Consider the following 15,745-nt stretch of genomic DNA (forward strand, 5'->3'; position numbering starts at 1 on the left):
AAAATTTGATGGAAAATTTTTTTCACCGCAAAAACCCCCCCCCCCACCCCCCCCCGATATGATACCGGCTGTGTCGCAAATTGGCAACAACATGTAAGAAAAGTCTTGGCAAGGAGTGATCGATGCGTTCTTTTTCTCTAGGCAAACAGATTGTCGCCCTATGGGCGCTTACGATTGTAGCAATGGTAGTAACTTTACTCTTGTTTGCACAGAATAATAAAGATTCAGTCAATCGTGTTAACCAGCTTGTCAGCGCTGATTTGGAACAATTATTGGGCAATAAGCTCGAACTAGCTACTAATGCCTTAGCGCACACTATTGCAAATGCTCTTAAGGATGTCCGTACAGAAGAGGACCGGAGAATGTTGATCGCTGACATGATTAGGCGATTCCGCTTTGAAAAAGACAATTCAGGGTACTTTTTCTTATATGAGAAATACACCCCTCTTTACACCGCCAACCCTGCATATATTCAAGGTGTAGACATGGAAAATGCCAAAGATAAAGATGGTGTTTACTATGTCCAAGAACTTTACAAAGTAGCGATGGCAGGCGGTGGATTTACTCACTATGTTTCGCCCAAACCTTTACCAAACGGAAGCACCCGCAATGTGCGTAAAATTTCCTATGCTACAAGAATTGAAGGCACTCAAGATTGGTGGCTTGGTGCGGGCATGTATATGGATAACATAGAAGAGCGTACACATATGATTGCTAAAGAAATTGAAACTAATCTCAACCGCAAGTTTTACTTCTATGCTCTCATCACTTTAACCTTCCTACTTGTTGTGGTAGTGCCACTTTACTATCTCTTCTACCGCAAGATTACCGGGAATATCAGTGCTCTTAACAGCGGACTTAAAGACTTCTTTGCATTCATCAATTATCAAAATAAAAGCACACCTAAAGCAATCGTATTACGCTCTAAGGACGAGTTGGGAGAAATGGCAGATGCGCTTAATCAAAATGTGCAGGGGGCTGTCGCACATTTGCAAGCCGATCGCCACCTATCCAAAGAGGCGCTTATTGTGCTCGATGGAGCGCGTACGGGTGATTTTACGAAGAATATTCAAGCGCATGCTACCAACCCCGAGCTTCAACATTTGGGCACTAATCTTAATGTTTTCTTTGATTTTTTAAACACAATTTTCTGCAACATCTCAACAACGATTCAAACTTATTCGCAGAACGATTTTAGAAAAGGTTTAGACACAACTGATCTGCAAGGCGGTTTTTTACAGCTTGCGAACAACATCAACACCTTGCAACAAAGTATCGTCAAATCACTCAAAAATTCTCTGGATTTTGCCCATGCACTCTACAAGGAAACTAATACTTTAAACGAAACCACTCACCGTCTCCAAGATGCTTCGAAACAACAGGTGCAATCTTTGGAACAAACACTAGGTGCTTTAGACAAAATCACAGAATCTATGCAAAATGTTAATGTGAAAAGCCAAGAGGTTATCGAACAATCTGAAGGGATTAAAAAAATTGTGATCACTATTACAGAAATTGCCGATCAAGTTAGTTTACTTGCACTTAACGCCGCTATTGAAGCCGCGCGCGCGGGTGAGCACGGTAGAGGCTTTGCGGTGGTGGCTGATGAGGTAAGAAAATTAGCAGAGCGCACGCAAAAATCTTTGCACGAAATTGAAGCCAATACTCAGGTACTTACTCAGTCCATTAACGAAACAGCAAGTGCAATTGAAGAACAAACCCAAAGCATCACACAGATTAACACCGCTATGGAAGTGCTCGAACAAACCATGACCAACAATACGCAGATTGCTGCCACATCTTCAAATATCAGTGAAAATGTCCAACGCATTGCCCAAAATATCCTGGATGAAGCCAATAGTAAAAAATTTTGAGATCAGAAAAAATTCAGTTTTTTATGTCTATAATCTCATTTATGTTATAATTATAAGAAGGATAAAAAATGAAAAAGACATTCTTAGGTATATTAGTTGCTGGCATAAGTGTGCTCTCTGCCTCAGACTTCAAGGGAGTCATTGAAAATATTGACAGCGCAAAAAAGACAATTACAGTTAACGATATGGTAATTCGTGTAATGCCCTATACGAAAATTGAACAAGATGCATGTGGCATGGGCTGGGATAAGGCAAAAAAATTTGTCGATCTTAAAAAAGGTGATTTTGTTAAGGTAGATTTGATTCATCACAATGCAGCTCCGGTAGCTGAGGAGATCGAGATCAAGTGCATGGATCACCGCGCTTACTGATGCTGACATCGCCCTTCTTAAGGGGTTTTTGTTTATCCATATTCATTATCCTCGTGTACGCTTTAAGACTCTATAGGAGACTGCTAGACTCTTTGGAGTTAAACTGAGGGCTTGGCAGTGTTGCTAGAGCCTGCCCACCAGCAGACTCTCAATTAATGTGTCCAACCCCCGGTCTTGTAGCAAGCCTTAGGATACACAATCAATCGGACGAAGCGCGCCATGGAGAAAAACACACCAGAACCTAAAAAACCCATCGATGCCACAGAAGGGTATATCCCAGAGGATCATAAAACAATTCCACCCAATGCACTTCGCATAGAGTGTGTAGATGGCTGCAAAGATTACATAGAAATCGTTTTTGATAACCATATGCAGAGATCAAAAGAGAGATAGAGGAGGAGGAGCGTAGAGAGCGACCAAATTGGTTAAAAAGGATCAATGCCATATTTTAGAAGAGGCAAGAAATAAATTAAGAAAGGCTCATGCACTCGCACCTCTGCAGAGTGTTGTGATGCGTGTCTTAACTTAGCTCTTGTGTGTTCCTTTCTTGAGCATCCATACTAACCCAAAAATGACGACTAGAATGATCGCAGGCATCAAGTAAGCGTAATTACTGAGATGATCGGCAATACGGCGCACCCATGCGCTGGCATAAAAAGTCACTCCACCAACTATAATTGCCCACAGCGCGCACGCGCCTACATTTAACAGGGCGAATTTTTTCAGATCGTATTTACTAAAACCAATCGCTAGGGGTAAAATGCTCTTGACTCCATAAATATATTTGTTAAAGAAAATCAACCATAATCCATACTTTTGCAACCACACATGCACTAACGCGAATTTACGGCGGTGCTTGGCAAAATAGTTATACAATTCCTTTTTTTGCGTGCGTCCCAGCAGAGCTAACCCCACACTCCCTACAAAATTGCCCGTACCCGCAATGAGCATGCTCAATTTAATATCCATCTGCCCCATAGAGCTTAAAATCGCCGCAACCACAATCCCCACATAGCCACTCCCCAAAGAGTAGACAAATAGCAATAAATACCCCCAAGTGTCAAACAAATGTTGAAAATGCGCGATGCTCTCTTGCACACCGATCCTTGTGTTTTTAGGCTATAATAGCATACTCGCATAATTTAGGAGTCAAATATGACGAATGGGTATTACGACGCAACCGGGGGGATGGTTACTGAGTTTAACCGCTTGGATCAGATTTCTAACAACTTGGCTAACCTCAACACGGCTGGATTTAAGCGTGATGATGTGGTGGTGGGGGATTTTTTGCGCCTGTATCAAAATTACCGCGACAAGTTACCCCTAGCCAATCAAACCAAGCATGCCGCCCAGTATCTAAACCGCAATCTCAACCGCGTCCCTATTATCAGCGAACGCTACACCGATTATAGTTTAGGTCCGATGGCTAAAACTGACAATGATCTAGATTTTGCCCTCAGTGACCCTAACGCTTATTTTGTGGTGCAAACCCCCCAAGGAATCGCTTTTACGCGCGATGGGAGTTTCACTATTGATTCACAAGGCTTTTTGAGCACCAAAGAGGGTTACCATGTGCTCAGTCGTGGGGGGATTGAAAACCATACGGGGATTCAAATGCTCCCCGGGGCGCGCTTAAGCGTGGGTAATACGGGTGATTTATTTTTCCATGATGGAAATGAAGAGGTACCCGGGGGCGCGCTAGCGGTGGTCGGATTTCAAAGTCAAAAGCTTTTGAAGAAAATAGGTGATAATCTTTACACCTATCCACAAGAAAGAATGAGTGAACGCGTAGAGCTTAACGCGCCCATTGTGCGCCAACATTTCTTAGAAAAAAGCAATGTCAACGCGGTCACTGAGATGACGCGTTTGATTGAAGCTAACCGCCTTGTAGATATGTATTCTAAGGTCTTGCGCACCCACATGGACGACTTGCATGCTGATGCTATTACGAAGCTGGCTGCGAGGGCTTAGGACAAAAGGGAGTTTGCATGCGAATTTTAAAAACTTTAAGTCTTGCGAGTGCCTTATGTGGTGCTTTGCAAGCAGAAAAAAGCGCGTTCTTTGTGGGCGCAATGTACGAAATGGGGGGTTCGACTTTTAAAGCTAAAGTACTAGGAAGCAGCGCGCCTAAACCTAGTGCTAATGCTATCACGCAAGGCTTGGGTGTGCATGTAGGTTATAACCAGCTTTTTGGACAAAAGGGTTGGATTGGATTGCGCTATTATGGTTTCTATAACTGGGGAGTTACAAATTTTGGCGAAGTAATTTCCAATAGTAAAGTAGAATTCGTTAATAATACTTTCAATCTTTCAGGCTATGGTGTGGGATTGGATCTCTTGCTCAATTTAATCAACACCGAAGGGTTCAGTCTAGGCTTTTTCGGGGGCTTGGCGGTGGGGGGCAACACTTGGTCGCTGGTCAAAGGCAATAACCCACAAACCAAAGCTCAATGGCTTGTTAACGGAGGGATTCGCACCGTCATTGCTAAACATAGTGGCATTGAGCTAGGCTTTAAAGTACCCATGATGCAGGCGAATTACATTAAGAATTTTGATGGCACGCGTGTTGATGACACCACTCTGTACCTCAAACGCGATTGGGCATTTACTGCCGCCTACTATTTCTACTTCTAATGTTGGGCAAATTGTGGGGGGTGGTTGTCTTGCTGGCGCTGGGTATGGGCGTGGGCGTGGTGCTCTTTGCAGGCGCAGGGGTGGTTCCTGTGATCTTTAAAGCCCCTGAGATCGCCCATGTCAATTTGAACACCTCGGAGGCGGGGGCGTTGATGGGGCAGATTTTCGTGCGCGCCAACGCGCTTTTAAACGCTTTAGGGGTGTTGTTGCTCTTGGATAGCCTCTTGCTCACTCTTGTTGCGCGCCACAGGAGAGTTATTTTAGCGCTCTTAGCTTTAGCTAGCGTGGCGCTCATCGCGCTTTTTAGTTTTTACTACACCCCCTATATTTTAAACGCCCAAGCCACCAACACCACCGCCACGCCCGAGTTTGCACGCATGCACGCCCAAAGCGAAATACTCTTTAAAGTCCTGCTCTTTTTGCTCTGCGCGCTCTTTGTGGGGCGTACTTGGCGTACTAGCTAAGATGTTTAAAGCTCGCCACGAGATTTTCAGTCAGCAAGTTAAACCCATCCACCAAGATAAAAATTAAAATCTTAAAAGGTAAAGAGATCATCACTGGGGGCAACATCATCATCCCCATAGCCATCAAGATGGAGCTAACCACCATGTCAATGACCAAGAAGGGCAGATAGAGCAAAAAGCCGATCTGAAAAGCTGTTTTGAGCTCGCTAATCATAAAGGCGGGTACAAGCACGCTTAAAGGCACGCTGTTGACATCTTTAGGGTTATCCAAATGGCGGATTCTAAAAAAGAGCGCTAAATCTTTCTCCCGCGTGTTTTGGAGCATGAACTCTTTAAAAGGCACAACTCCCTTTTCAAACGCCTCTGTATAAGAAATCTTTTCAGCCAAATAGGGTTTGATGGCGATTTCATAACTCTTTTTGGCACTAGGCTCCATGATAAAAAAAGTCAAGATCAACGCTAGAGAAACTAGAATTTGCGTGGGGGGGGTTTGTTGTGTACCCAAAGCGGTACGCAAAAAGGAGAAGACCACAATCAAGCGGATAAAACTTGTCATCACCAAAATAAGAGAGGGAGCAAGCACCAAGAGAGTGAGCACCAAGACAACATTTAAAGTGGTTACTAATTGCGTGGGGGTGTGGGGCGCGCTTAAAGAGAGATCGATGGTGGGGATTATAGGGTCTTTGATCCCAGCACCCAGCAACAAGTCCAGCCCTACAAGCCCTAGCAAGATCAGTTTGAACAATCCAAAACCTTTTTACATGGTGTCTTAAAGTATAATGCCCTAGAAGTTAAAAAACTCTAAAGGATCTTGATGAATCTCTCTGTAATCATACTAGCAGCGGGCAAGGGGACGCGCATGAAATCCAGCCTGCCCAAAGTGTTACATCCGCTTTGTGGGCGCGCGATGCTTTTTTATGTGCTAGAAAGCGCGTTAGCACTCAGTGAGGATGTGCATGTTATCTTAGCCCACCAACATGAACGCATCCGTGCAGCTTTGCAAGAAGCCTTCCCTAACGCGCCCATTCATATCCATATTCAAGATGCCGCAAACTTCCCGGGTACGGGCGGGGCGTTGCTCCAACAGGGCGCGCTCATTGCATGCGCTCATGAAAAAATCTTAATCTTAAATGCGGACATGCCCTTGATCAGCGCGTCCATTTTGCAACCCCTGCTAGAATATAGCCATGCAATCGGGGTGTTTGAACTAGAGGGCGCGCGCGGGTATGGGCGCGTGCGCATCCAAGAAGGTTTAGCCCAAGCCATTGTAGAAGAAAAGGACGCGCCTACAGAGATTTTAAAATTGCCTAGTTTGAATGCGGGCATTTATGTCTTTAGCAAGGCGTTTTTACAGGCGTATTTGCCCAAGCTAGACGCGCAAAACGCCCAAAGAGAATACTATTTAACCCAGCTCATCGCCTTAGGGGCACAAGGGGGGGTAGAGATTGTGCCCGTGCATGTCAGTGCCCAAGCGTGCATGGGGGTAAATTCTTTAAGCGAGCTAGCCCGTGCCCAAGAAGTACTCTTAGAGCGTTTGCGTCAAGAAGCGATGGATCAGGGCGTGCGCTTAGAAATGCCCCATACTATCTATTTGGATTGCCAAGTGCGCTTTGAGGGGGATTGCGTGATCGAACAGGGGGCGCGCTTGGTGGGCTGTGTGCTCAAAGATACCCATATCAAAGCCCATAGCGTGGTTGAGCAAAGCACCATAGAAAATAGCACCATCGGTCCCCTAGCCCATGTGCGCCCTAAATGCCATATTGTGGATAGCCATATTGGCAATTTTGTAGAACTCAAAAACGCCCAGCTTAAGGGGGTGAAAGCGGGGCACTTGAGCTATTTAGGAGATTGTAGGATTGATGAGGGGAGCAATGTGGGCGCGGGGGTGATCACTTGTAATTACGATGGCAAAACCAAGCACCAAACCACTATCGGCAAGCATGTTTTCATAGGGAGCGATACCCAACTCATCGCGCCCCTAAACATCCCCTCGCATGTACTCATCGGGGCGGGGAGCACTATCACGACTGCCATGCAAGAGGGCGATTTAGTCCTAAGCCGCACCCCCCAAACCAACAAGGCGCAGGGGTATTTCAAGTTTTTCAAGTCTTGACAGGGCTTTAGGGCGCCGTTTTTAGTGCGGGCGCAAAAAACCTTACTGGCGTAAGCAAATTTTTGGGTTTGCGCCATCTAATTTGATCGTGACGCGATTGCAGCGCCTTTTGACCATAATATCGCAAAAATCATTGCCGTATTCTATGAATATAACGATGATGACTTTTTGAAAAGATCTAATATCAATGTAGCGTGCTATGGCACAAATTGGCGCTTGTAACTGCAGATGAGGCTTAGACAAGCACAGCTGACGTGCTCTTTGTAGCTGAAAGTTAGTGTTTTACAAGAACGCTTGCTCTCTGAGGGGTGGAGGGCGTTGGCTGTACGCGTGAAAGTGAAATTGCTCAAAATCTTTAGCGCGCGCTAGGCGCGCCTTTGGCTTAAAGGTGGGGTTTAACTTGTTCTAACAACGCGCTAAAGGCGCTCGCGTCTGTCATCGCCATATCGGCTAAGACCTTGCGATCCAACTCAATATGCGCGCTTTTGAGCGCGTGCATGAACTTAGAATAGCTGGTGTTGTGCAGACGGCATGCCGCGTTGATGCGCACAATCCAAAGACTTCTAAAGTCGCGCTTTTTCTGCTTGCGATCCCTAAAGGCATAACACAAACTGCGTTCTAGCTGTTCTTTAGCCTTTCTAAAATGCTTATGCCGACCGCTGTAAAACCCGCGCGCTAATTTTAAGACTTTTTTGTGGCGGCGGCGGCGCACCACTCCGGTTTTAACTCTCATAATTTTCCTTTACCTTGTAGGTGTGATTTAGATCAAACTTTCCCTGTTTGTGCCTATGCACGCAAGGGGGATTTACTACGCCTTACACAACATGCTCGCTACGGCATGCAAATTGGTGGGGTGCACATAATGGGGGCTATTGAGATTGGCTTTTCTTTGGGGGCTTTTTTTGGTCAAAATATGGCTTTTAAAAGCGCTCCCACGCTTGATTAGGCTTTTTTTCACCTTAAAGCGTTTAGCCGCCCCGCGATTGGTTTTCATCTTGGGCATGGATTCTCCTTTCTGTGAAATTTACTTCTTTTGAGGTACAAAGAGCCACATCACAAAACGCCCCTCTGTCTTGGGTTCTTTTTGCGCGTCCGCAATATCGCTCATCATCGCATGCACGCGTTGCAAGACCTCTAAACCCGCTTTAGGATCGTGGCTTTCACGCCCGCGCAAGACCACTTTAAACTTGACATGCTTGCCCTCTTCTATGAACTCTCTGGCGTGCTTGACCTTGTAATTGATGTCGTTTTGGGCGATCTGGGTGGAGAGCTTGATCTCTTTGATCTCAATTTGCTTTTGCTTCTTTTTGGCTTCTTTGAGCTTTTTTTCAGCTTGGTAGCAATACTTGCCATAATCCATCACCTTGCACACAGGGGGTTTTGCGCTCGCGCTAATGAGCACCAAATCCAAGCCCTGATTGCGCGCAATCTTTAGCGCTTCAGCCGCACTGATAATGCCAAATTGCTCGCCTCCATCGCCCACGCAACGCACTTCTCTAAAGGAGATTGCGTCATTCAACAAGACATCCTTACTCAAAAACTAACCTCTTGCATTTTCTCTTGACACATCTTAATAAACTCCTTGCTATTCATATTGTATTGTTGCCCCAAAGCGCGATCGCGAATGGCTAGGCTATTCTCTTGGGCTTCCTTAGCCCCCACCACTACGATCAAGGGCACTTTCTGTTTCTCTAGGGTGCGGATACGCTTGGCTAAACTCTCGTTCTTATGGGCTAATTCTACAAAAATGCCCGCTTGGCGCAACTGGGCACAAACGCTTTGAGCATAATCGTGCTGATCAACAGAAATGGGCACGAGCGCGACCTGCACGGGGGCGATGAAAAAGGGGAAATTCCCCCCGTAATGCTCGGTGAGTACGGCAATAAAACGCTCAAACGATCCCAAAATAGCCCGGTGAATCATCACGGGCATTTGCGGGCTGTCCTGTTCGCTCGCATAACTCAGATTGAAACGCGCGGGCAAATTCATATCCACCTGCACGGTGCCACATTGCCATTTACGCCTGATCGCGTCTGTGATTTTGATGTCAATCTTGGGTCCATAAAACGCCCCCCCGCCCTCATCAATGCTAAAGGGCACGCCCTGCTCTTTTAGGGCTTCTTGGAGCGCGCTGGTGGCTTGCTCCCATACCTCATCGCTGCCGATGTACTTAGTCGGTTTGGTAGAGAGCTCTATTTCATACTCAAAGCCAAAAGCCCCCATCACCCTCTTAGTGAAGGCTAAAATGGCTTGTACCTCCGCTTTGATCTGATCAAAGCGACAGAAGATATGCGCGTCATCTTGGGTGAACTCACGCACGCGCAACAAGCCATGTAAAACCCCGCTTTGCTCATGCCTGTGCACCACCCCGTATTCATAAAAACGCAAGGGTAAATCGCGATAAGAACGCAGGGCGTGTTGGTAGACCTTGATATGCCCCACACAATTCATAGGCTTAATGCCGTACTCCACCTCATCAATGGTGGTAAAATACATGTTCTCTTTGTAATTGTCATAATGCCCGCTGATTTTCCACAAACTGCTCTTAAGAATCTCCGGTCCACGCACAGGCTCATACCCGCTGCGCAACAACGCCGCGCTCAATAAATCCTCAATGCGCTTGCGCAAACGCATGCCATTGGGCAACCAAATGGGCAAACCCGCTCCCACTTCTTCATCAAATCTAAAGAGTCCAAGCTCTTGACCTAGCTTGCGGTGATCGCGCTTTTTGGCTTCTTCTAGTTGGGTTAAATACTCTTTCAAACTCTGCTTAGTGGCAAAGGCGATCCCATAAATGCGTTGCAACATCTCTTGACTGGCATCCCCTCCCAAGTACGCCCCGGCTAGTTTGGTGAGTTTGAAGTGCTGTAGAAACTTTGTATTGGGCAAATGGGGACCCCGACACAGATCCTCAAATTCTCCTTGTGCGTAGATACTCAGTCTATCCTCCGGGATATTAGCCATCACGGCTTGTTTAAGAGAGTCGTCTTTAAAGCGTTGCTGGGCTTCTTGGCGATGACAATAACTCTTGGTGATGGGGTAAGCATGCTGGGCGATCTCTAACATGGTCGCTTCAATGCGGGCTAAATCTTCTTCAGAAATTTTAACGCTTGTCTTAAAATCGTAGTAAAAGCCCTCTTCTACCACGGGACCTACAAAAAATTGCGCGTCCGGGTAGAGTTGCGCGATGGCTTGTGCCATCAAATGGGCGCAAGAATGGCGCAAAATCTCTAAAGCCTCCGGATTATCCCCAAATAAAACCGCCTGCGTGCCTGCTGTCGGTTGCCCCTCTTGTAAAAGCCCCAATTCTTGCGCGCTTTGCATATCATAAATAACCCCCCCTTTTTTGACACCAATCACCTCTCCCAACGCCATCCTTTAATGTTTAACAACCGCTTGAGCCAAAACCGCACTGCACTTGAGAATCCACCTTTTCGGCATCGGGGTCTTTCATCGGTTGCAAACACCCCACCAAGAACAACGCGCACAGCAAAGCTAACACTCTATCCATTTCTCTTCCAAAAACACAAAAAACTGCCACAATTCTAGCAGTTTTGAGTTAAACCTTTGTTTAAAACCCCCCTAAGTTGACTTTAGCCATTCTTTTGTTAAGATCGCGCTTTAAAGGATTTGCATGGACGAACAAAAACAAAAAGCCCTAGATTTAGCCATCAAGCAGATTGATAAGGTCTTTGGGAAGGGGGCGTTGATGCGCTGGGGAGATAAGGAAATTGAGCCCATTGAAGCCATTTCAACAGGCTCGCTAGGGTTGGACATCGCGCTAGGCATTGGGGGCGTGCCCAGGGGGCGTATTGTAGAGATCTATGGGCCTGAATCGAGTGGAAAAACCACCTTGACTTTGCACATCATCGCCCAAGCGCAAAGGGAGGGAGGGACATGCGCTTTTGTTGATGCTGAACACGCCTTAGATGTGCAGTATGCCAAAAAATTGGGTGTGGATGTGGATAATTTGCTCATCTCCCAGCCGGATACGGGTGAAGAAGCCCTAGAGATTTTAGAGACTCTAGCGCGCAGCGGGGCGGTGGATGTGATCGCTGTGGATTCTGTGGCCGCGCTCACCCCGCGCGCTGAGATTGAGGGGGATATGGGGGATCAGCATGTAGGCTTGCAGGCGCGCTTGATGAGCCAAGCCCTGCGCAAGATCACGGGCGTGTTGCACAAGATGAACACAACTTTAGTGTTTATCAACCAAATCCGCATGAAAATTGGCATGATGGGCTATGGAAGCCCAGAGACCACCACGGGGGGCAATGCTTTAAAATTCTATGCTAGCGTGCGCTTGGATATTCGGCGCATCGCCACTCTCAAACAAAACGATCAATCCATTGGCAACCGCGTCAAGGTAAAAGTGGTGAAGAACAAGGTAGCCCCCCCCTTTAAAGAAGCCGAATTTGATGTGATCTATGGGGAGGGAATCAGCCATGCGGGCGAATTGATTGATTATGGGGTGAAATTGGACATTGTGGATAAAAGCGGGGCGTGGTTTAGCTATCAGGATAGAAAACTAGGGCAGGGCAAGGAGGCTTCTAGGTTGAATCTCAAAGACAATCCGGATTTGGCTTTAGAGATTGAAGCCAAGATCAAAGAAAAGCTTTGTTTTAGTCATAAGACTCCCATGCTAGACATGCCTACTGAGATTTGAAATGTTGTTAACCCTGTGGCAGTTGACTTATCTGTATCGCCATGCCTTGCTGTTGTTTGCTGGACTTGTGTTGCTGGGGCTATATATTGGCACTTTGCTCTTTGGAGAAAACTCATTTGAAGTGCTCAATACCCTCAGAAACAAACAGGCTAATTTACAGGCCAGTGTACAAAACTTGCAGTACGAAAATGCCAAACTACAAAAACAACTCTTTGAACTCAAGGAGTTAGAGCCTCTGACAAGTACGCGCTGATGAGAGTGTTGGCGAAATTCGCGGTCTTTGTATTGCTAGGTGCGCTTATGGCGCGTGAAGATCCCTTTGAGCCGGTGAGTAAAAGCGCGCGCGGGAACGCAAATATGTTAGACGATATAGTGGCAGATTATTTCAAAACCCTCAAGATTACCTTACCCACCACTGCTAGAGTGCTCACTAAGATCACCCTCACTTACCAAGATTTGGACGCGTCCGTGCACACTAAAGAAATCGAGATAGGGCAACGCATCGATTGGCATTACCCTCTAAAACTCACCCAAGAAAAGGCGTTTTTACAGCCCGAACATAGCACTTATCAAATTGCTGGTTTTGAATTTTGGATTCGAGAGAATAAGCTCTATTTGCGCACCACTTCTAAAATCCAACGCTCGTTTATTTTGCTCGACCCCTATCGTATCGTGATTGACATTGATAGAAAAGAGCCCACTTTGCGCGAGACCCTCACAATCCATAAAAAACATGTTAATCAAGTTGTTTTAAGTACTCATGATTATTTCTATCGCTTTGCTATCGCACTTGATGGGCGTTATGACTACAAGATTGCCCAAAAAGAAAATTATCTTGTGGTAACTTTGTATTAGTGTATCTTCATTCTTTAAGGACAAGCATGGCGACCAAATTTATTTTCATCACCGGGGGGGTGCTCAGCTCTTTGGGCAAGGGAGTGGCTTCTAGCTCCCTAGCCCACCTGCTCAAACTCTGCCATTTTCAAGTGGATATTCTCAAAATCGATCCCTATATCAACATTGACCCGGGCACCCTAAGCCCCTTTGAGCATGGCGAAGTCTTTGTAACCGCCGATGGGAGCGAAACGGATTTAGACATCGGGCATTACGAACGCTTCTTAAATAAGGATTTTTCTAAAGAGAACAATTTCACCACCGGGCAGATCTATTTGAGTGTGATTGAAAAGGAGAGAGAGGGCAAGTATTTAGGCAAAACCATTCAGGTGATCCCCCATATTGTAGAGGAGATCAAGGAGCGCATTCTCAAGCTCGGAGAGGGCAAGGACTTTTTAATTGTAGAAGTGGGGGGCACGGTGGGGGATATTGAGGGGATGGTGTATTTAGAGGCGATTAGAGAACTCAAAAACACTTTGGGGCGCAAACAAGTTGCCAATGTGCATGTGAGCCTCGTGCCCTTCATCCCCACCAGCCAAGAACTCAAAAGCAAACCCACCCAACATTCCATCATTGAATTGCGCCGCTTGGGTGTGAGCGCGCATATCATTTTAGCGCGCTGTAGCCAGCCCTTGAGCTTGGAGCTTAAAAAGAAAATCGCTAGCAGTTGCGATGTGCCCGTAGAAAATGTGATCGAAGCTAGAGATGTGCCCAGCATTTACGCCTGCCCTTCAGAATACCTCAAAGAGGGCTTACTAGAGGCGATCTTTAGGCATTTTGATCTAGAGGCGCGCCCGGACACCCAAAAATTACAAGTTTGGGAAAATTTGGTGGGGCATATTCTCCACCCCAAGCAACACCTTAAAATCGGCTTTGTGGGCAAGTATGTACACTTGGTAGAATCCTATAAAAGCTATTTGGAGAGTCTGGTCTGCGTGGGCGCGCATTTGCAACTCAAAGTAGAGGTGGTCTTCATCAATAGCGAAGAGCTAGAGTTACAAGAGGGGCAAACAGACGCGTCCTTGCGCGCGCGCATTGCAGACAAACTCCAAGACTTACAGGGTATCTTAGTGCCCGGGGGCTTTGGGACGCGTGGGATTGAGGGGATGATCAACGCCATCACGCACGCACGCACGCACCATATCCCCTTTTTAGGGGTGTGTTTAGGGGCGCAGTTGATGGTGGTAGAATTTGCAAGGCAGGTCTTGGGCTTGCAGGGGGCGCACTCTAGTGAATTTGTCCCAGAGTGCGCGCACCCGGTGGTGCACTTGCTTGCAAGCCAAGAGAATATCACCCACAAGGGCTCTAGCATGCGCTTGGGCACGCACCCCATCGCGCTTAAGGAGGGGTCTTTGATCGCTAAAGCCTATGGCACGTTAGAGGTCTTTGAGCGCCACCGCCACCGCTACACCATTAACAAGGCGTATTTGAAATCCTATGCCCAACACGGCTTAGAGGTGGTGGCGCACAGCCCCCAAGATCAACTCATAGAGGGGCTCGCCCTGCAGGGGTACAAATTTTTCATGGGTGTGCAATACCATCCTGAATTCACCTCCCGCCTCATCGCCCCTAATCCCTTGTTTAAGGCGTTTGTGCAAGCCTGTTTATAATGCCCTTTGTGCGTGAAATCTTTGAAGTCCCTGCGCCGATGAAGGCGTGGGCTTTTGTGAGCCATGTCTTGGCATGCTCGCGCGCGCAAGCCCAAAGCGTGTTGGATCGCGGGCGTTTGCGCTATCTCAATGGGGTTTGTGTGCGCAAATCTGAACGCATTGTAGGGCAGGTCGCCCTGCTCCACTTTAAAGCGCTCCACCCCCCCACTCTCACCCCCCTTTTTAGCACCCCCTTTTTTGAGATTTATTGCAAGCCCAAAAATCTCTACTCCCACCCTAAGAACCACCAAAGTACTAGTCTCTATGAGAGCGTGCACGCGCGCAACCCTGAGGCTAGATTGATCCACCGCCTAGATTATGAAACCAGCGGGTTAGTGATGGTGAGCACACAAAAGCGCTATGAAAACGCGCTCAGAACACTCTTTAGCACGCGCCAAATAAAAAAGACCTACCATGCCCTTGTGCAGGGCGATGTAAGCGCCTATGCACAGGGGGATTTTAGTGTGATCTTGCCCATTTTAGAACCCAAGATCAAACACGCGGATTTGGCTATCCGTTGTAAAATCGCTAAGGAGGGCAAGCCTAGCGCGACCACGATAGAAATTTTAGATTTTTGCCCCCACACCCAGCGCACCCGGCTTAAAATCACCCCACATACCGGGCGCACACACCAAATCCGCCTGCATTTGAGCGCGCTAGGCTTCCCCATTGTGGGCGAACCTCTTTACACCCATGACGGGCATGCTAGGGCGTATTTGGACGCTAAGAGGGCAGATTTTCAGGGGAGCTTTCAATCCTTGCAAACCCAGCTCGCCCTAGAGGCGACAGGCTTAGAATTTGAGCTCTTTGGACTGAGGTATGGGATTGTCCACACCGCACTATAAAGCTTTTCATGTTCACAGAGCCTAGCTTCTCTTAGTGATAAGCGTCCCTCTCGTTAGAAAGGGATGACTCACGAGCTTAAAGCGCTAAAGCACTCGTCAGCTCTTTACAGCACAAGCCCCACCAGAAAGGTCTTGGATAATGGTTATGATGTATCTGTGGATCTAGTTTTCTCTAAAGGTTGCCGCCCTCCCAGTAACCTTAATGATCGGAGTACTGAAACTCTTTTTGATAATTTGAT

At 46.9% G+C, this 15,745-nt stretch carries 16 protein-coding genes and 2 pseudogenes; 11 read left to right on the forward strand and 7 right to left on the reverse strand.

The annotated features are described in order from the left end of the window. The first annotated feature begins 122 nt into the window (after positions 1 to 122). Positions 123 to 1,874: a methyl-accepting chemotaxis protein gene (locus C6G87_RS04860; protein WP_104752404.1), complete on the forward strand. Its 1,752-nt coding sequence runs from the start codon at positions 123 to 125 to the stop codon at positions 1,872 to 1,874. A gap of 68 nt (positions 1,875 to 1,942) precedes the next feature. Then, on the forward strand, positions 1,943 to 2,245 hold the full coding sequence (locus C6G87_RS04865; RefSeq protein WP_104752405.1) for a DUF5666 domain-containing protein: 303 nt from the start codon (positions 1,943 to 1,945) through the stop codon (positions 2,243 to 2,245). Between the two features lie 525 nt (positions 2,246 to 2,770). Here C6G87_RS04865 and C6G87_RS04870 read toward each other — a convergent pair. Further along, positions 2,771 to 3,343 (reverse strand): DedA family protein, encoded by a 573-nt coding sequence (locus C6G87_RS04870; RefSeq protein WP_104752406.1) that lies wholly within the window; start codon positions 3,341 to 3,343, stop codon positions 2,771 to 2,773. 57 nt (positions 3,344 to 3,400) lie between these two features. Here C6G87_RS04870 and C6G87_RS04875 point away from each other — a divergent pair, with 57 nt between their 5' ends. From C6G87_RS04875 to C6G87_RS04885, 3 genes are read left to right on the forward strand one after another with little or no spacing between them, the layout of a single operon-like run. Then, a complete protein-coding gene (locus C6G87_RS04875) occupies positions 3,401 to 4,216 on the forward strand; it encodes a flagellar hook-basal body protein (protein ID WP_104752407.1) in 816 nt (271 codons plus the stop codon). Positions 4,217 to 4,233: 17 nt separating this feature from the next. After that, complete coding sequence (locus C6G87_RS04880; protein ID WP_104752408.1) at positions 4,234 to 4,878, forward strand: outer membrane protein; 645 nt, start codon at positions 4,234 to 4,236, stop codon at positions 4,876 to 4,878. A gap of 20 nt (positions 4,879 to 4,898) precedes the next feature. Next, on the forward strand, positions 4,899 to 5,342 hold the full coding sequence (locus C6G87_RS04885; RefSeq protein ID WP_233709018.1) for a DUF4149 domain-containing protein: 444 nt from the start codon (positions 4,899 to 4,901) through the stop codon (positions 5,340 to 5,342). Here the strand turns inward: C6G87_RS04885 and fliP are convergent. After that, positions 5,335 to 6,006: pseudogene (fliP, locus tag C6G87_RS04890) on the reverse strand (flagellar type III secretion system pore protein FliP); the annotation flags it as partial. The gene C6G87_RS04885 and the pseudogene fliP sit on opposite strands and share 8 nt — an antisense overlap. A 150-nt stretch (positions 6,007 to 6,156) precedes the next feature. On the opposite strand from fliP, the gene glmU reads away from it, so the two are divergent. Then, entirely contained in the window at positions 6,157 to 7,455 is a 1,299-nt protein-coding gene (gene glmU / locus C6G87_RS04895) for a bifunctional UDP-N-acetylglucosamine diphosphorylase/glucosamine-1-phosphate N-acetyltransferase GlmU (protein WP_104752410.1), read from the forward strand. 382 nt (positions 7,456 to 7,837) lie between these two features. On the opposite strand, the gene rplT is transcribed toward glmU, so the two are convergent. The 5 genes and pseudogenes from rplT to C6G87_RS08975 all read right to left on the reverse strand — a co-directional run bounded on the left by rplT (position 7,838) and on the right by C6G87_RS08975 (position 10,966). Then, positions 7,838 to 8,188, reverse strand: a complete 351-nt coding sequence (rplT, locus tag C6G87_RS04900; protein ID WP_104752411.1) for a 50S ribosomal protein L20 — start codon at positions 8,186 to 8,188, stop codon at positions 7,838 to 7,840. Positions 8,189 to 8,263: 75 nt separating this feature from the next. After that, positions 8,264 to 8,458 (reverse strand): 50S ribosomal protein L35, encoded by a 195-nt coding sequence (rpmI, locus tag C6G87_RS04905; RefSeq protein WP_104686401.1) that lies wholly within the window; start codon positions 8,456 to 8,458, stop codon positions 8,264 to 8,266. A gap of 24 nt (positions 8,459 to 8,482) precedes the next feature. Continuing rightward, positions 8,483 to 8,977 (reverse strand): annotated as a pseudogene (infC, locus tag C6G87_RS04910) (translation initiation factor IF-3); the annotation flags it as partial. Positions 8,978 to 8,988: 11 nt separating this feature from the next. Continuing rightward, positions 8,989 to 10,779 carry a threonine--tRNA ligase gene (gene thrS, locus C6G87_RS04915; protein WP_382262542.1) on the reverse strand — a complete coding sequence of 597 codons (1,791 nt, stop codon included), beginning with the start codon at positions 10,777 to 10,779 and terminating at the stop codon, positions 8,989 to 8,991. A gap of 61 nt (positions 10,780 to 10,840) precedes the next feature. Then, positions 10,841 to 10,966, reverse strand: coding sequence for a hypothetical protein (locus C6G87_RS08975; RefSeq protein WP_267892694.1), 126 nt, complete (start codon positions 10,964 to 10,966; stop codon positions 10,841 to 10,843). A 117-nt stretch (positions 10,967 to 11,083) separates the two neighbouring features. On the opposite strand from C6G87_RS08975, the gene recA reads away from it, so the two are divergent. The 5 genes from recA to C6G87_RS04940 are packed head-to-tail and all read left to right on the forward strand — an operon-like array spanning position 11,084 to position 15,506. Beyond that, positions 11,084 to 12,118 (forward strand): recombinase RecA, encoded by a 1,035-nt coding sequence (recA, locus tag C6G87_RS04920; RefSeq protein ID WP_104752413.1) that lies wholly within the window; start codon positions 11,084 to 11,086, stop codon positions 12,116 to 12,118. A 1-nt stretch (position 12,119) separates the two neighbouring features. Next, the gene (locus C6G87_RS04925; protein WP_104752414.1) at positions 12,120 to 12,371 is read left to right on the forward strand and encodes a hypothetical protein; all 252 of its coding nucleotides are present in this window, start codon (positions 12,120 to 12,122) and stop codon (positions 12,369 to 12,371) included. Then, the gene (locus C6G87_RS04930; protein ID WP_199767640.1) at positions 12,371 to 12,973 is read left to right on the forward strand and encodes an AMIN domain-containing protein; all 603 of its coding nucleotides are present in this window, start codon (positions 12,371 to 12,373) and stop codon (positions 12,971 to 12,973) included. Before C6G87_RS04925 ends, C6G87_RS04930 begins: the two co-directional genes overlap by 1 nt. Positions 12,974 to 12,999: 26 nt before the next feature. Beyond that, the gene (locus C6G87_RS04935; protein WP_104752415.1) at positions 13,000 to 14,622 is read left to right on the forward strand and encodes a CTP synthase; all 1,623 of its coding nucleotides are present in this window, start codon (positions 13,000 to 13,002) and stop codon (positions 14,620 to 14,622) included. After that, the gene (locus C6G87_RS04940; RefSeq protein ID WP_104752416.1) at positions 14,622 to 15,506 is read left to right on the forward strand and encodes a pseudouridine synthase family protein; all 885 of its coding nucleotides are present in this window, start codon (positions 14,622 to 14,624) and stop codon (positions 15,504 to 15,506) included. Before C6G87_RS04935 ends, C6G87_RS04940 begins: the two co-directional genes overlap by 1 nt. Positions 15,507 to 15,745: the final 239 nt, after the last annotated feature.

It is taken from the genome of Helicobacter baculiformis (genome assembly GCF_900197685.1).
In the GTDB taxonomy this organism is placed as follows: domain Bacteria; phylum Campylobacterota; class Campylobacteria; order Campylobacterales; family Helicobacteraceae; genus Helicobacter; species Helicobacter baculiformis.

Coding starts and splice junctions, on each gene's coding strand:
- C6G87_RS04860 (WP_104752404.1), top strand. CDS start 123: ATGCGTTCTTTTTCTCTAGGCAAACAGATTGTCGCCCTATGGGCGCTT.
- C6G87_RS04865 (WP_104752405.1), top strand. CDS start 1,943: ATGAAAAAGACATTCTTAGGTATATTAGTTGCTGGCATAAGTGTGCTC.
- C6G87_RS04875 (WP_104752407.1), top strand. CDS start 3,401: ATGACGAATGGGTATTACGACGCAACCGGGGGGATGGTTACTGAGTTT.
- C6G87_RS04880 (WP_104752408.1), top strand. CDS start 4,234: ATGCGAATTTTAAAAACTTTAAGTCTTGCGAGTGCCTTATGTGGTGCT.
- glmU (WP_104752410.1), top strand. CDS start 6,157: ATGAATCTCTCTGTAATCATACTAGCAGCGGGCAAGGGGACGCGCATG.
- rplT (WP_104752411.1), bottom strand. CDS start 8,188: ATGAGAGTTAAAACCGGAGTGGTGCGCCGCCGCCGCCACAAAAAAGTC.
- rpmI (WP_104686401.1), bottom strand. CDS start 8,458: ATGCCCAAGATGAAAACCAATCGCGGGGCGGCTAAACGCTTTAAGGTG.
- thrS (WP_382262542.1), bottom strand. CDS start 10,779: ATGCAAAGCGCGCAAGAATTGGGGCTTTTACAAGAGGGGCAACCGACA.
- C6G87_RS08975 (WP_267892694.1), bottom strand. CDS start 10,966: ATGGATAGAGTGTTAGCTTTGCTGTGCGCGTTGTTCTTGGTGGGGTGT.
- C6G87_RS04925 (WP_104752414.1), top strand. CDS start 12,120: ATGTTGTTAACCCTGTGGCAGTTGACTTATCTGTATCGCCATGCCTTG.
- C6G87_RS04930 (WP_199767640.1), top strand. CDS start 12,371: ATGAGAGTGTTGGCGAAATTCGCGGTCTTTGTATTGCTAGGTGCGCTT.
- C6G87_RS04935 (WP_104752415.1), top strand. CDS start 13,000: ATGGCGACCAAATTTATTTTCATCACCGGGGGGGTGCTCAGCTCTTTG.
- C6G87_RS04940 (WP_104752416.1), top strand. CDS start 14,622: ATGCCCTTTGTGCGTGAAATCTTTGAAGTCCCTGCGCCGATGAAGGCG.